This window comes from Rhodoligotrophos appendicifer (genome assembly GCF_007474605.1).
Taxonomy (GTDB): domain Bacteria; phylum Pseudomonadota; class Alphaproteobacteria; order Rhizobiales; family Im1; genus Rhodoligotrophos; species Rhodoligotrophos appendicifer.
This window is the reverse complement of sequence record NZ_VHKL01000004.1, coordinates 392,361-407,724: the sequence shown is the minus strand read 5'-3', so window position 1 is coordinate 407,724 and position 15,364 is coordinate 392,361. Positions and strand designations below refer to the sequence as shown.

Below are 15,364 nucleotides of genomic sequence, written 5' to 3'. Positions count from 1 at the left end.
AACAGTGGAATACAATTATCCGAATCCGTATGGATAGAGTGAGCCATACAATCGAGCTTTGGATGGATAGCGGGGCGACGGAGAGATGACGCGGACGGAAGCATTGATGAACGCCGTCCGCACCAGAATCGCGAACAGAGCGCTCAATGCTGGGGATCGCTTAACCTCAGTTCGTCGCCTTGCCGAAATCATGGGTGTCTCGCCTTCCACTGTGGTCGAGGCTTACGACCGACTGGAGGCGGAAGGCGTCATTCGCGCGCGGCGCGGCTCGGGCTTCTATGTGACGGGCGCGAATCTGCCGCCGATGGCTTTGGCCGAAATGGGGTCGCCGCGCGAGCGCGCAGTCGATCCCTTCTGGGTTTCCAGACAGTCGCTCGATGCCGACCCATCTGTTCTCAAGCCAGGCTGCGGATGGCTGCCTTCGGACTGGATGCCGAACGCCGCGCTTCGCAAGGGACTGAGGGCGCTTGGCCGTGCTGACGACACGCTGCTGTCCGGCTACGGCAGCACGCGCGGTTCACTGGCCTTGCGCCGCCTACTGCTCGGCCGGTTTGCTGATGAAGGCATCACGGCGACCACGGATCAAATCATCCTGACGGCCTCAGGGACTCAGGCAATCGACCTGATTTGCCGTTTGCTGTTGCGGCCCGGCGACACGGTCCTGGTCGATGATCCCTGCTATTTCAATTTCCATGCGCTGTTGCGTGCCCATCAGGTCAAAATCGTCGGCATCCCATTTACGCCGACGGGTCCAGACGTATCCGCTTTCGAGCAAGGGATCATTCGCGAGAATCCGCGCCTCTACATTACCAACTCAGCCCTTCATAACCCCACCGGTGCAAGCCTTTCGCCGCAAACCGCACATCGCGTGCTGAGCGCCGCTGCGGCTCATGGGCTAACGATCGTGGAAGACGATATTTTCGCGGATTTTGAGCCGGCACTGTCGCCTCGCCTCGCCATTCTCGACGGCCTTAATCGCGTCATCAAGATCGGCAGCTTTTCAAAAACGCTCTCCGCCTCCGTGCGTTGCGGCTATATCGCCGCGCGGTCGGACTGGATTGAAGGACTGATTGACCTTCAGGTCGCAACCAACTTCGGCGGCCCCAGCCCTGTTGCAACGAAGCTGATCGAAGGGGTGCTGGCGGGAGGCTCGTATCGAAAGCACCTGGACGATGTGCGTAAACGCCTCGGCCACGCCAAGGGCAAAGTGGCAGAACGCCTCGCTTCCCTCGGAATTACGCCCTGGATCATGCCGCGCGGCGGCTTCTATCTTTGGTGTCAACTGCCCGACGGACACGATTCGACCGTGATTGCAGGCCGTTGTATGGAGCATGGTGTCGTTCTTGCGCCCGGCAATGTCTTCAGCACATCACAGTCGCACGGGCCATTCCTTCGTTTCAACGTGGCGCAAATGGACGACGGCCGAGTGTTCTCTGCCCTTGAGCAGGCAATGAGAGGCCGAGGCTGCAAATGACCGCTTCTAGGTTCGCGCAGTCAGGTTGGAAGGTATGTAGAGTCGGCTCGTGCCAATTCAACGGTCGCGGATCGAGTCGCCACCCGGATGTTCTCTACATGGTGGGAGAGAGACGGTCGGATTTTGGTGCAGGTCGGGGCGAATAGCCGACGTCATGTGGGGTGTCGTAGGATAGCGAGAATGCGCTCTCTCGTCTCGTCGACGGTCTGCGATACTTCTGTTCTCCGAAGATGTCGATCGTCATCCCTGTCACCAAGATAAGCATCCCGCGCAAGTGAGTGGGTCCGTGCCGCTTGATCGGGCAATCGCGGATCTGCGCAAGCAGCAGCCAGAAGCGGACCTTCAGGCTAGTTCCGACGAATGGCAGCAATGTGCGACTCGTCCATCACGCGAAGTTCTTCCGTTGCCTATCACCTATTGCCTACATTCTGGTTGCTGCCAGCGCCATCCGACGCACGTGCGCAAATCACGTGCATGGCCTCTTGCCACGGCGCGTCAGCATTGAAAGTGTCAGGTACCAACACCGGGAAAAGCCCTCGCCTCCCGGCTTTCGAGAACACGATCGTCCGGGGCATGAACTCCTTGAGCAGCGTTTTGTTCTCAGTGAGGTAGACCTGGCAAAAAGCTCGAAACCGAAGCGAGATGCTCGTCGAAGCGCTCGTCGAGCGACGTCGCGGCGATCGCTCGCTCCTCATCGGTCATCGGCTTATCGTCGTCGTCCAGCTCTTCCCATTACGCGAACAGCGGCGAGTCCAGTACCAAGAACTCAGGGTGAGGCAGCCCTCGCGCATCCAATAGACCGCGTAGGCGACCGAGAACGCGGAATGCAGCAGCGCCTGACGCCGTTGCCGTGGCGGCCGCGAGCCCTAGGCCCTTCCAGAAGCGGCCGCGGCCGGAGTCTTGTAACGTTTGATCTGTTTTGTCTCTGCTAGAATCGCAAAGTCTTTCAACAAGCCGAGGGTTAGAAGGACAACTTATTGCAAACCTGCACTTGACAATTAGTGTCTGCAATTAGACCGTACAGGCCAATCGGAGGCGAAGGAGAGGCGGCTGCAGCAGCAGCCAGAAACTACTCAGAATCCTCGAGGAAATCGTGACATTACCCGACTCGGGCGCTCCGAGCTCAATTCCACGGAGGCCTGTTGTGGTCCGGGCTGGATTAGGCCGGCTGGTCCCAAAGAGTTTCATCCGGGTCGGCGTCGCGAGTACGCTGCCAGGCGTGTTGTTCGACCTCGGCATCCAACCCAATGAAGTGTTCGGAAAAGTCGGAATTTCGGCTAGCGTTTTTTCAGATCCGGACAATACCATTCCCTTCTCCCTATTTGCTGAGCTGATCGCACTTTCTACTCGGGTCACCGGTCGCGACGACCTTGGACTGCTGATCTGCGAACGGACCAGCGCCTCCTCCCTGGGCGTCGTCGGCTTCTATCTTCAACAGGCGCCCGACGTAAGGACAGCCCTCGGCGACCTGGTTCGCTACCTGCATCACCATGATCGTGGCGCCGTGCCGTTCCTGGCGACGGATAATGACACTGTTCGGCTCGGCTATCTGATCTATGAACCCGATGCCGCCGGTTGTGACCAAATCTACGATGGCGCTTTGGCGATCGGCCGCAATATCATGCGTGCGCTGTGCGGGCCCCAATGGGCACCAAGCGAAGTTCTTCTGTCGCGGCCTACACCCCCGGCCCGGGGGCGCTATGAACGATTCTTCAATGCGCCGGTCCGCTTCGAGGCTGAGCAAAGCGCAATCTTATTCGACGAGAAATGGCTGGACATCAAGCTGCCGACTGCGGACGCGGCACTGCGCAAGATGCTGCAAGAGCAGGTTGAGCTGCTGGATATCGAGGATACGGGCAACTGGTCGGAACAGGTGAGGAGGCTGCTTAGGGTGGCGCTTCTGACACATCCGGCTACGATGGGCGAGATAAGCACGATGCTCCGGCTCAAGCGCAGAACCTTGGCGCGTCGCCTCGAATTAGAGGAGGCGACATTTTCTGGATTGGCCGACGAAGTTCAGTTCGAGATCGCACGGCAATTGTTGCGCAATACCTCGCTTTCAGTCACAGAGGTCGGTCTCGCGCTTCACTTCTCCGAGCTCAGCGCATTCAGTCGCGCCTTCACGAAGTGGTCCGGCTCGACACCGATGAAGTGGCGCGCCGATCATCGCGCCAAAAGGTGATCCCTTCGTTCACGTGCCTTGTGCTGGAAACAGCTTTATTGCCAGTCGCTATTTTGCTGACGTCTCTCATCGACCGGCGAAGTCTGGCATAAAAACGAATTTCGGCCAGCAACGTGTATTTTCCATCTCGGAAACCCCATCGAATGAAAATCTTGCAGATTGTGAGGTGTGGCACCTGCGGTCGAATTCTCGTCTTCAACTGTCGAGCCTCGCCACCGAAGATTACTCTACCTGGAGAGTGTCTCTGAAAGGTGCTCGCGCCAGAGTTCGAGGAAATCAATGAAAACATCACGGAGAAGTATTCTCTTAGCAGGAGCTGGCCTTGCGGCTGCTTCTTTGTCGAGCAATTCGGCTTTTGCCCTGGACGGGCCGATCCAAGATCTGGTCGAGGGGTCGGAAGAGTTCTGGATTGCGGTTGAGGCCTATACCTTCGGGTACCCGCTGGTCACCATGGAAATGACGCGCCGAGTGCTGACGAATGTCGCTGCACCGGAGGGGACCAAGGCCCCCATGGGCCAGATCATCAAGCTTCGCCGTTATCCGGACGCCAGTTTTCGGGACGTCACGGCGCCAAATGCCGACACGCTCTACACGACGGCCTTCGTCGATGTCAGCGATGAGCCCTGGGTGTTGAGCATCCCCGACATGAACGATCGTTACGCCTTGTTCCCATTGCTGGACGGCTGGACAAATGTCTTCCAGGTTCCGGGCAAGCGGACGACGGGGACGGCAGCCCAGGTCTATGCGATTACGGGACCGGGCTGGGAGGGAACGCTGCCTGAGGGCGTGACCCAGTACAAGTCCCCCACCAGCATCGTATGGTTCCTAGGGCGCATTTACTGCACCGGGACACCCGAGGACTACCAAGAGGTTCACGAGTTACAAGACAAGTTCAAGCTCGTCCCATTGAGTGCTTACGGCAAGGAATGGGCGCCTCCTCCAGGAAAGGTCGATCCATCTGTCGATATGAAGACGGCGGTTCGGGAGCAAGTGAACCGCATGGATGCGTTGGAGTATTTCACGCTCCTCGCTGATCTCCTGAAGAAAAATCCGCCCGCGGCGGCCGACGCGCCGGTCGTGGAGAAGCTCGCGCAGATCGGAATCGTACCGGGTCAAGATTTCGACAAGAGCAAGCTTGATGCAGTTTTCATCAAACGTATCCCCGAGGTTGCGGTCGCGCGTATCATGCTGCATTTCAAGTTCAGCGATGGGGATCTCAACGACATCAACGGTTGGGCCTATACAACCAAGACCGGCCTGTACGGCACCAATTATCTGCAGAGGGCGCTGATCACCGCGATCGGCCTTGGGGCCAACCGGCCGCAAGACGCGGTTTACCCGACATCGGAAAAGCAGAAGGAAGGCCTGTTCAGCCGGAGCTATGACGGATCGCAGGATTACACGATGACCTTCGCAAAAGGTCAGCTGCCGCCTGTGAAGGGCTTCTGGTCCTTGACCATGTATAATGAGAAATTCTTCTTCGTTGCAAACCCGATCAACCGGTATTCCATCAGCGCACGGCAGGATCTCAAAGCCGAAGCCGACGGCTCCGTTGTTATCCGCATACAGAGCAAATCCCCCGGTCCAGACAAAGAGGCGAATTGGCTGCCATCGCCTCCAGGAAAATTTGTATTGATGTTGCGGCTCTACTGGCCCGATGAAAACAACCCTTCGATCCTGGATGGTTCGTGGGTCATTCCTGCCGTGAAAAAGGCTGGGTAGGCATCACACACCGCGGCTTGCGGCACATCGTTGCCGTGAGGTGCGAGATACCGGCAAGCCCCTCGCGGCGCCGAACGGACAATCTTAAAGGTGATGGGTGAGGACCGTGCGGAAGGGTTGGGTTTTCGTGGTCAAGCAAGACGTTGGCTGGGCGTATAAGTCCTCCAACATCTATTCGCGGAAATACGACACCCGAGCCGAAGCCGTCGCGGCAGCCTTAAGCGCTGCGCAGGTAAATTTCTCGAATGGAAAGCTGACACAAGTGATGTCACAGGCGGACGATGGCACTTGGCAAATTGTATGACGCTGCCGCCAGCTGGTTTCGAACGTTAGTACGAACTTGACGAGCGGGGTGATGATCGGTGGTTTCGGCGCCGGGTCCGAGCTGATCTGGAACCTCCTGGGCGGGCTTGGCTACAAGGTCTTCGATTCCATATCGGCGATCGCCGGCTTACGCGCCGTCAGCATCGACTACTAGAACAATGACTGTGTACTCGCATCGTGCAGCAGGGGCCCATCATAGAGCCGCCTCACAGTTCTGAGGCTCGGCGTCCGGCCCGCGGGTCGAGCAGGCGGGGATCGATACGATTGCGCGCCGTCATGCTTAATCGATCCTCGGCTGTGCTGCTGGGCGGCCTCGCCCTTCTGTCGACGGCCAAGCCTGCGCTAAGTGATCAGCTCGAAGAGCTGCGCGCCGAACTGAGCAGCTTGGAGACGCGGATCATGACCCTTCAGATGGCATCTCCCACGCCTGCGCCGCCGCGTCGCGCGAGCCGCATCTCCATCATCAGCGGTTCGGCGGCCCTTGCCGATTGGCCGACAGACAATCCAAGCGATGCCGTCCCGCCCTCGGCCGGCCTCACCGTGGCCATTGCGCCCTCGGCCGATCTCCCGGTCCCCGTCCACCAGCTGACCATCGCCGGTTACGTCAAGGGCGCGGTCATCTACGATTTCAACCAGAATCTCGGTGACCAGTTCAACTATAACGAGATCGTCGACATCGAAGACCAGCATCACGTCCAGCTGCAGGCCACACGATCCCGATTTGATATCAAGTCCCGATCCCAAACGTCGATCGGCGAGATCCGGACTGTCGTCCAGACCGACTTCTTCACGTCCGATGCCGATCTTCGCCTGCGTTACGCGTGGGGCGAATGGGAGCTGGCGCCGGGCTGGACTTTAGGCGCTGGTCAGTTCGACCGGAATTATCGGTCCAATTTCAACGGAACGCCGAAGGTCGATCCGAAGCCCTCAGCCGGCCTCGTCGAAACCCAGCGCAACGCGCAAGTCAGGGCGAGCTGGCGATCGGGAGCGTCCGAGTTCGCCATTTCCATCGAGGACCCGACGGGTGATACGGGCGATTTGGCAGCCGCCTCCGGCAGCGCGGGAGGTGGGAGTTACCAGACCGGTGCCCAGACGACAGCGGCGGGGGCGTCCGACACGATCCCTGATCTCGCGGCACGCTGGACTTACGCGGACGGAGAAGGCAGCGAATTTCTGCTGTCGGCCATGCTGCGCAATTTTCGCACCGATGGCGACGCGTCCGGCCGCGCTAGGAACGACTGCGCCCTCGGATGGGGCCTCAAGGCCAGCGGAACCTTGAAGCTATCGAGACTGCTCAGTCTCTACGGCTCTGCCCAATACGGATCCGGCCTCGGCAATTATCTGGTGGGAACGAGCTTCGGCGCCTATGTCGATCCGGCGAGCGGAAAAATCGAAACCGTCGATCAACTTGGTCTGTTCGCGGGCATTTCGGTCGCTCTGTCCGACAGCCTGTCAACCAATCTCGGTTGGGGCTATGCCACACAGAAGCGTAACGATGTCGTCGACTCTGGAATCACCGATGCGACGGTCGAGGTCATGGCGCTGCATGCGAATGCGATGTGGCGTCCGGCCAGCCTGCTCCGCTTCGGTTGGGAGGTGATCTGGGGCGAGCGCGAACGCACGATCTCTGTGGCGCCCGACGTGCTGGGCACTGAGACCAATAATAATGTCCGCGCCCATTTTGGCGCCTGGTTTTACTTTTAGTTTATTCAATGCATGTTGATAGAACCCCAGCCCCGCTTTGGTATTGTCATGGAACAGAAGATACGCTGTCGAGCTTCTAAAAACGCGAAGGAGCAGTGGTCAACGAAGCTGTTTTAACCATTTACTTTTTCAATGGTGTGGCGCTTCGCCGACTCGGCGCTCCTGCGATTTCTTGGTGAACTAGTGTCTGATTTCGCAGCTGAAATTTAAGCAGCGGACGGTCAGCTACCGGCCCCCAAGCCGAAAGTCCGATTGGCAAACAAGCCTCCATCTACGCACCTGATTTTCCGAACTGCTTGACACGAACAAGAGCGGCTTCGGCTTCAGCCATAATTCTGCCGATTGTTTCGGAGGCAGATGGCACCGCATCGACAAAACTTGCGCTTTCTCCGGCGTACAGGGCCATAGCCTCAAGGTCGCCTTCGGTTGTTCTTAGTGGCGAGTCAGTCGAATAGCGCAGCAGGGGCCGTCCATCTTCGCTTGCAATCACTTCGTGAGAAAGGTCGGCGGGATCATGTCCGGTAAGATTGTGGCCGAGTGCTTGAATGATGCTGTTTCTAAGGACCCGTACGGGAGCACCCTTTGGCCAGTTCAGTACATACGCGTCTGTGAAGACTGTATCCTCGGCGCTTGCTGCCACAACTCGGTGCTTGTGGTATTCATGAGCATAGGACTCCTGAGTGGCAAGGAAGGCTGTACCGCATTGAATGGCTTGTGCGCCGAGGGCAAGTGCAGCCACCAGGCTGGCGCCTGTGGCGAAGCCGCCGGAGGCTACGACCGGGACCTTGGCTTCTCGTGCAATCAGTTCGGTCAAGACCAGAGCACCGATAGTGCCATGGATATGGCCCCCGGCCCCGACGCCTTGTGCAATGAGCACGTCGGCGCCTGCCGCTTCAGCCAAACGTGCTGCCTCTAATGATCCGACTTGGTGGAGGACGAGAGCCCCTGCCGCCTTGGCGCGGGCGATCTCCCTGGGGATGGGATCCCAGAAAAAGGTGAAGGCGGCAACTTTGAGTGAGAGCGCCACATCCATCTCTGCTTTGAGCAGAGCAGGATCAGTGGCAGCAGGGATAAGATTCACTGCGAAAGGGCGGTCTGTGAGCGCCCTGAGCGCTCTGATCTCCTGCTCGATCAAATCCGCGCTTTCACGGACCATTCCAAGCATTCCGAACCCCCCGGCTTGAGCCACAGCACCGGCGAGTTCATGGCGCGCAGGCCCGCCCATGCCGGCCTGAAGAATAGGAACATCGCAGCCTAGAAGGTCGCAAAGCGGCGTGCGGAGCCCAGCGGTCATAGTCATCTCCCATTGATGTTTGGCGATGATGTTATCGCATTGTTGTCAGCGTGCCAGGAGCGGCGCAGCTCAACAGGTCCGGTGAACGATCAAGACTCTTGAGTTGTAACCATGAGCAGATTACCCACATCGGCGGTCGCATACATCCATCACGGTCAACTGCAATCAGGCGATGAGCTAAACTAAGGTCTTGGACTTCTACTAAAGATGAAATCTGCCGCACCTTGTGAGACGTCCAGCCATTTTTTATGCGATCAGATGGCTGCAAAAAGGACAGCCTACGCGAATAGTTAGAATTTAGCATGAGCATCATCATCCTGTTGCCCATCGCCGTTTCTCATCGGCAAGGATCACTCCCGATATGCCCAGCCCGAATCCTGCCAGAGCTTGTCTATGCGCCGCCCGGCTTCGAAGCCGACGTCGCGTGCAAGGCATTCGGTCGCCGGTCGACGCAGTCGACGCGCAGACGTCGACATGGAAACCTGACAGTGACCAGATGAGGCTCAACGGTGCGCCGGTCGGAGACTGGGTGCCGGTTCCATCCTTGCTGATGGAGGTCTTGCGGCTTGCACAGGCGGTTGGCAGGGCGTAATGGCGCGTTTGAGGATCATCGTGGGCGATGCGGTGACAGCCTGGCGCTTCGGCCAGTCACCGCTGCTCCGGATCTCATCCACACGCAATGACGGCCCGGCGCGTTTCAACGCATGTAGCGCTTGAGTTGAGCCACTCGGAGATACGCAAAGCATGTGCCAATAGCGCTCGACCTCAACGGCCTCGCAAAGGGCTATGGGGTCGAATGCATGGCCCAAGCGCTAGCTGCCTCGGCATCCGCGATTGACTGGTGGTGTAACCGACGAAATGCGGGGGATGGGGTTGCAGCCCAACCGCAAGGCCTGAACGGTTGCCGTGGGGCAGCCGGACCAGACGAGCAGTGCGCCGCACTAGATCCTGTCGTTGCAGGAATGCTCCGTCGCGACCTCGGGCGATTGCCGCCAGTGGGTCGAGGTGCAGGGACGGCGACTCTCGCACACCATCGACACGATCAGAGGCACTCCGCTTTTCAGTGCCCCTGCCTCGGTCACCGTGCTTGCCCCGACGAGGGCCGAAAACTGGCGCGGAAGATCGAGATCAGTGTGCTGTTCCCGCTTCGAGGCGAAGAAGATAGCATCCATGCGTGCCGCGTCGGGCGAATATCCGGGGACTAACAACCGGCAACCAGAAACCCAGAGGGTTGAGTGCATGGAGAATTCGCGTGTAGACCGGCTAAAGGCCGCGCTGTTGCTGGCGGCCCTGGGCGGGCTCCTGGGCGGACTTGCCCTCTTCTTCGGCGGCCGGCCGGAGCTAGCCTCGACGATCTGGCTCATGGGCGTGCTCCCCGTGCTCGCCGCCCTGCTCGTGGAGATCCTGCACAGTCTGTGGCGCGGCGAAGTGGGGCTGGATATCGTCGCCGCGCTTTCCATGTCGGCCGCACTCCTCTTCGGAGAAACTCTGGCGGCGGCTGTTGTCGCGGTCATGTATTCCGGTGGCACGTTTCTCGAAAGCTTCGCTGAAGGGCGGGCGCGCCGCGAGATGCGCGACTTGCTTGCGCGTGTGCCCCGCACTGCGACCCGGCATCTGAACGGCAGCCTGGAAGACGTTCCGCTCGACGACATCATGCCTGGCGACCGCCTGCTTATCCGTCAGGGCGACGTCGTCCCGGTCGACGGCACGGTGGCGTCCGCCTCCGTGTTCCTCGACACGTCCGCGCTAACCGGAGAGTCCCTACCGGTCCGCATCGAGATGGGCGGCGATGCTCTGAGCGGGTCGACGAACGCAGGCGAGGCGTTCGACCTCGTCGCGACGCATCCCGCGAAGGACAGCACATATGCGGGCATCGTAAAGCTCGTGGAAGAAGCGCAGCGGTCAAAGGCGCCCATGTCGCGGCTGGCCGACCGCTGGTCGCTCGGTTTCCTGCTGGTCACGGTCGCCATCGCCTTCGCCGCAGGGTGGTTCACCGGGGACCCCATCCGGGCAGTCGCGGTCCTGGTGGTCGCCACGCCATGCCCGCTGATCCTGGCGGTTCCGGTAGCGCTGGTGGCGGGCCTTTCGCGGGCGGCGCATTTCGGCGTGTTGATCAAGGGCGCGGGTCCTCTGGAGGCCATGGCAAGGACGCAGACCCTCATCCTCGACAAGACCGGTACGCTGACGGACGGCAGGCCGCAGATCGTAACGATCGACAGCCATGACGGAATGGACCCTGACGAGGTCCTCCGGCTCGCCGCGGCGCTCGATCAGGCTACGAAGCACCCGGTGGCGCAGGCGATCGTCGCGGCGGCAAAGGCGCGTGGCCTGTCGCTCTCGGTCCCGACGAACGTGACCGAAGCTCCCGGCGACGGATTGACGGGACAGGTCGAAGGCAGATCCGTCGTGGTCGGCGGGCACGATTTCGTCACCGGCCGTGTCGGCGCAGCTGCAGCTGAGAATCCGGCACTCGCCGCCGGGTCGGTCCTCGTCGCTGTCGGTGTCGACGGGCGGCTGGCGGGCCATCTGGTCATGGCAGACCCGCTCCGCGGGGGGACGCATGACATGCTGGCCGGACTTCGCCGCCAGGGCATCAAGCGGATCCTGCTGGCGACAGGCGACCGCCAGGAGGTGGCCGAGCGCGTGACCGAGGGCCTCGGGCTCGACGGCATCCGGGCAGGTCTCACGCCTGACCAGAAGGTGCTGCTGGTGCTCACCGAGCACAAGCGCGGTCCGGTCATGATGGTGGGAGACGGAGTCAACGACGCGCCCGCACTCGCGGCGGCGGACGTGGGCGTCGCCATGGGCGCGCGCGGCGCGGCTGCTTCGGCCGAGGCCGCCGACGTCGTCCTGCTAGTCGACCGCGTCGACAGGCTGGGTCCCGGCATCGAGATCGCGCGCGGCGCGCGCCGCATCGCGCTGGAAAGCGTGGTCGCGGGCATCGGTCTCTCGGTGCTGGGCATGGTCGCAGCCGCTCTGGGCTACCTCACGCCCGTGCAGGGTGCGCTGATTCAGGAAGCTATCGACGTCGCCGTGATCCTCAACGCGCTCCGCGCGCTCCGCATCTCTCCCGCTGAGACGTCGTCAGCTCGACCCGCAGCCTCGGGGCAACGACAACCAAGCCTTTTGCAAGGAACCCAAACATGAGCCGTCATCCGCAATCCGAAGCCCGCATAGTCCACCGCATCGGCGGGGCTCGTGGCCGACTTCGACTTCAAAGGTGCCCGTGTGGCCATTCATGGCATCCGGAAGGATAGCCCGCCGAAGATGGTTTCGATCGACTGCGTGCTGACGGTCGATACGCAGGAGACGGACCAATGTCTGGAACTGTTGCACAGGCGCATCCGCAAATACGGCACCATCTCGAACACGGTCGCTGCAGCCACCGCGCTGAACGGCATCGTCAGGAGGCCGGCATGAGCAGGCTGCACACGGAGAACAATCTCGTTTCACGGATCGGCTGGCTTCGAGCTGCCGTACTCGGAACCAATGACGGCATCGTCTCCACGGCCAGCCTCATCGTTGGAGTGGCCTCTGCTACCGACGCAACTTCAGAAGTGCTTCTCGCGGGTGTGGCCGGGCTCGTCGCAGGTACCATGTCCATGGCGGCAGGCGAGTATGTCTCGGTGAGTTCGCAGTCAGATACCGAACATGCCGACCTCGAACGCGAGCGGATGGCACTGGAAACACAGCCCGAGTCCGAGAGAGAGGAACTGGCGCAGATCTACGTCAAGCGCGGTTTGACGACTGACCTTGCACATCAGGTCGCGGACCAGCTGATGGCGAAGGATGCGCTTGCCGCCCACGCACATGATGAGCTAGGGATTTCGGAGATTACGACGGCGCGACCGATCCAGGCAGCCCTGACATCGGCAGCGACATTTGCGGTCTGAGCCGCGATGCCGCTGGCGATGGTCCTCGTGGCGCCCACCGCTTGGCTGGTCGGGGTCGTGTCGGCTGCTTCACTGCTGTTCCTGGCGTTTCTGGGCGCGATCTGCGCGAAGGCAGGCGGAGCCAACGTCATGAAGGCAACGCTAGCGAGTCACCTTCTGGGGCGCCTTTGCGATGGCGCTGACCGCGGGCATTGGAGCACTGGTCGGCACGGCCGTCTGAGTGAGGGGGCAACCCGCAGCGACGCTCACCAGCATATAGACGCCGGCGCCAATGGTGACGCCCAGCGCGTAGAGGACGACATGGGTCAGCGCGAGGGATCGGGCGAGCCATCGCGGGGGGATGCCGGGCGATGATCGTCAGGGCTGCCAATGGGAAATCCCGTTGTCCCTCTCGCGGTCCGTTAACACGCCGATCTTCGAGCTCCTCGTCAAAGCCCGTCAACCGCCTGCTTAAGCAACTCCCGCACATCTCCCGCGATCGACGCAAGGCCAGGATTGTCGACCCCTTGCATCGAGGCGGCCGGATCAACGGCGGAGACCTCGACGAGGCCTTCGTCGACCTGCTGCAGGATAACGTTGCATGGCAGCATCGTGCCGATGTGGCTCTCCTGCTGCAGGGCTTTGTAGGCGAATCCCGGGTTGCAGGCGCCGAGGATGACATAGGGGCGAAATTCGACATCCAGCTTCTTCTTCAGCGTCGCCGCAACGTCGATCGTCGTCAGAATGCCGAAGCCCTTGGCAGCGAGAGCTGCAGTAACATGGTCAATCGCCCTCTCCATCGGCAACGCGACGGTCTTGCTGAAGTGGTAGCTCATCGAGATCTCCTGTCGTCCGGTACAAAAGCCTCAGAAGCCACCGCAATCGCCTCCGATCAGATCGTCAGCGATGACCTTCTGCTCATCGGTCAGCCCGGCGTAGAGACGTTCGGTCGCCGGCTTCATCGCCTTCATGGACTCCAGCATGGCTTCCATGCCTGAAATCCGCGCATCCATGCGCTCTATCGCCGTCCCCGTCTGCATGGTCTTTGCCATCCCCTGATGCATGCCCTGCATGAGTTTGACGCGTTCGGTCACCGCCGCGGCATAGGCGTCCCATGCCGCCAGCTGCTCCGCGGTGATGTTCAGCTCGCCCTTAAGATAGGCCAGGCGTCCCTCGACCATGGCGCCCATCTTCGGCTGGCGTCCCCTCATGCCGCCAAACCAGCTGCCGCCGCCCCAGCCGCCCTGGCCCATGCGTCCGTGCCCCATCATGCCAACGGTCGGGCACCCGCCGCCCATCATTCCCATCATGCCTTGGGCATGAGACGGTGAAACAAATGCCGCTCCAAGCGCAATCATGACGGCGATAGAAGTCGAAAACTTTGACATCTTACGTCCTTTCAACCCTCGCTTTCGGGTGTTCAGAAAGAGATTGGGCGCCTTGCAGTGCGAGTTCACTGATCTGGATCAAGGGACCTGAAACAATTGGCCTACGATGGGCATCACCACATAGGACCAAAGGCGCCCGGGAGGACAAATGAGGGAATAACCCTTGATCCTTTGAGCGCCCGAGTTCCAGGTGACGATCTGCGCAAAAGGATCAATTTGGAAAATCGCGTAATCGATCACGGCTCCGAGAACTGCCTGTATTGCGCCTCACTATCCACCTGCCGCCGCCGCGCCTCTTCCCGCTCCGTCATGTCGCTGGTGACCTTGGCGAAAACCGATGAGCTCGCCACTTTCATCGCGCACGGCGTCAATGACCGCCAGCGCCCAGAACCGAGTACCATCCCTCCGGATCCGCCACCACTCGGCTTCAAACCTCCCGCTCTTTCGTGCAGCTTCTAAGGCTCGCTGAGGCACCTGCTGTTCCCGGTCCTCGGGGTGAAGAAACTGGAATGAGGTCGGCCGATAATCTCTGTTGCCTCGTAGCATTTCAGCCGCTTGGCACCGGAGTTCCAACTCACGACGGTTCCGTCCAATGACATCATATAGATGGCGTAGTCGATGACGCTGCCGACAAGGAGCTGGAGCCGACGCGCATTGTCCAAATCTTCTATTTTCTTGGGAGACATGTATCCCCGCAATTCAGGCCAACCTCATCTGAGCTTTACCGCAGGCAACTGAATAAGCCATGAGGGAAACTCCATTAGAGGATCCGAAGTTGCCGAACCTCGTAGTCGCTATCGGCATGAAGCATCCCGTGTGCCGCCGCATATGAAGATGTGGCGCGAAGATGCAGATCTAGCAATATCTCCCTGGTTGAGGGGGAGACAATGCCGTTGCGATCATCAGGGCTGCCGGGCGTCACAAATCAGTTCGGGGTAAGATTCATGATGCTGATTTTAAAGGGAGATGTTACCTGCTCGGTCACAGACGAAGCACTCTCAAAGCTTCAGAGTCCCGATGCTTTCCTCGATTGGCTTACCGCCTTCGCGCAGCATCGGGCGACGATCGAAGCTGCTGCCGTTGCAAGGTTCCGGTCAGGACTGCAGCAGTCAGGCGGCACGATCGTTGTGGATGCCAATGATTCGGTAAAAGCAGCTCCCGCTGCACGTCGCGATCTGCGGCTAGCCTTCCTGTTAACGCCCTTTCTAAAAACTGATCGAGGCGCTGATATGCGAACCGCATGCTGACTTTGGAACCGCATGCTGAAGAACCTCGCTCGCGTAAGTGGACTGATCTATTCCCAGTGCGTCGGCTGGCTTTCATCTCGGGGAGGTGCGCCAAACCTGCGCCGCCCTACTGGAACTAATGGCCACAGCCGACGAACTTCATACGTCGGCGATACGG

13 protein-coding genes and 1 pseudogene are annotated in these 15,364 nt (G+C 60.2%); 10 read left to right on the top strand and 4 right to left on the bottom strand.

The features are described 5' to 3' along the window. Positions 1–106: 106 nt before the first annotated feature. From FKM97_RS11375 to FKM97_RS11360, 5 genes are all read left to right on the top strand, one after another. Positions 107–1,474, top strand: a complete 1,368-nt coding sequence (locus FKM97_RS11375; protein WP_144292620.1) for an aminotransferase-like domain-containing protein — start codon at positions 107–109, stop codon at positions 1,472–1,474. A gap of 1,144 nt (positions 1,475–2,618) precedes the next feature. Beyond that, positions 2,619–3,656 (top strand): AraC family transcriptional regulator, encoded by a 1,038-nt coding sequence (locus FKM97_RS11370; protein WP_144292526.1) that lies wholly within the window; start codon positions 2,619–2,621, stop codon positions 3,654–3,656. A gap of 279 nt (positions 3,657–3,935) precedes the next feature. Next, a complete protein-coding gene (locus FKM97_RS11365; RefSeq protein ID WP_144292525.1) occupies positions 3,936–5,378 on the top strand; it encodes a DUF1254 domain-containing protein in 1,443 nt (480 codons plus the stop codon). A 355-nt stretch (positions 5,379–5,733) separates the two neighbouring features. Then, positions 5,734–5,856 (top strand): hypothetical protein, encoded by a 123-nt coding sequence (locus FKM97_RS26920; protein WP_281290091.1) that lies wholly within the window; start codon positions 5,734–5,736, stop codon positions 5,854–5,856. 122 nt (positions 5,857–5,978) lie between these two features. Further along, positions 5,979–7,406, top strand: coding sequence for a hypothetical protein (locus tag FKM97_RS11360; RefSeq protein WP_144292524.1), 1,428 nt, complete (start codon positions 5,979–5,981; stop codon positions 7,404–7,406). Positions 7,407–7,677: 271 nt separating this feature from the next. On the opposite strand, the gene FKM97_RS11355 is transcribed toward FKM97_RS11360, so the two are convergent. Continuing rightward, entirely contained in the window at positions 7,678–8,700 is a 1,023-nt protein-coding gene (locus FKM97_RS11355) for an NAD(P)H-dependent flavin oxidoreductase (protein ID WP_205014911.1), read from the bottom strand. Between the two features lie 361 nt (positions 8,701–9,061). Between FKM97_RS11355 and FKM97_RS11350 the strand changes: the two genes are divergently transcribed. From FKM97_RS11350 to FKM97_RS11330, 4 genes and pseudogenes are all read left to right on the top strand, one after another. After that, complete coding sequence (locus FKM97_RS11350) at positions 9,062–9,292, top strand: FAD:protein FMN transferase (protein ID WP_144292522.1); 231 nt, start codon at positions 9,062–9,064, stop codon at positions 9,290–9,292. 647 nt (positions 9,293–9,939) lie between these two features. Next, positions 9,940–11,847 carry a heavy metal translocating P-type ATPase gene (locus FKM97_RS11340; RefSeq protein ID WP_144292521.1) on the top strand — a complete coding sequence of 636 codons (1,908 nt, stop codon included), beginning with the start codon at positions 9,940–9,942 and terminating at the stop codon, positions 11,845–11,847. A 51-nt stretch (positions 11,848–11,898) separates the two neighbouring features. Continuing rightward, positions 11,899–12,120 carry a hypothetical protein gene (locus FKM97_RS11335; protein WP_205014909.1) on the top strand — a complete coding sequence of 74 codons (222 nt, stop codon included), beginning with the start codon at positions 11,899–11,901 and terminating at the stop codon, positions 12,118–12,120. Next, positions 12,117–12,813 (top strand): annotated as a pseudogene (locus FKM97_RS11330) (VIT1/CCC1 transporter family protein). The gene FKM97_RS11335 and the pseudogene FKM97_RS11330 overlap by 4 nt, the downstream one beginning before the upstream one ends. 208 nt (positions 12,814–13,021) lie before the next feature. Here the strand turns inward: FKM97_RS11330 and FKM97_RS11325 are convergent. From FKM97_RS11325 to FKM97_RS26670, 3 genes are all read right to left on the bottom strand, one after another. Next, the gene (locus tag FKM97_RS11325; RefSeq protein WP_144292520.1) at positions 13,022–13,408 is read right to left on the bottom strand and encodes a DUF302 domain-containing protein; all 387 of its coding nucleotides are present in this window, start codon (positions 13,406–13,408) and stop codon (positions 13,022–13,024) included. Between the two features lie 30 nt (positions 13,409–13,438). Further along, a complete protein-coding gene (locus FKM97_RS11320) occupies positions 13,439–13,960 on the bottom strand; it encodes a Spy/CpxP family protein refolding chaperone (protein ID WP_144292519.1) in 522 nt (173 codons plus the stop codon). 270 nt (positions 13,961–14,230) lie between these two features. Continuing rightward, positions 14,231–14,506, bottom strand: coding sequence for a PAS domain-containing protein (locus tag FKM97_RS26670; RefSeq protein WP_246105036.1), 276 nt, complete (start codon positions 14,504–14,506; stop codon positions 14,231–14,233). Between the two features lie 398 nt (positions 14,507–14,904). Here FKM97_RS26670 and FKM97_RS11310 point away from each other — a divergent pair, with 398 nt between their 5' ends. Further along, a complete protein-coding gene (locus FKM97_RS11310; protein ID WP_170240869.1) occupies positions 14,905–15,207 on the top strand; it encodes a DUF1488 family protein in 303 nt (100 codons plus the stop codon). The last annotated feature ends 157 nt before the right edge of the window (positions 15,208–15,364 follow it).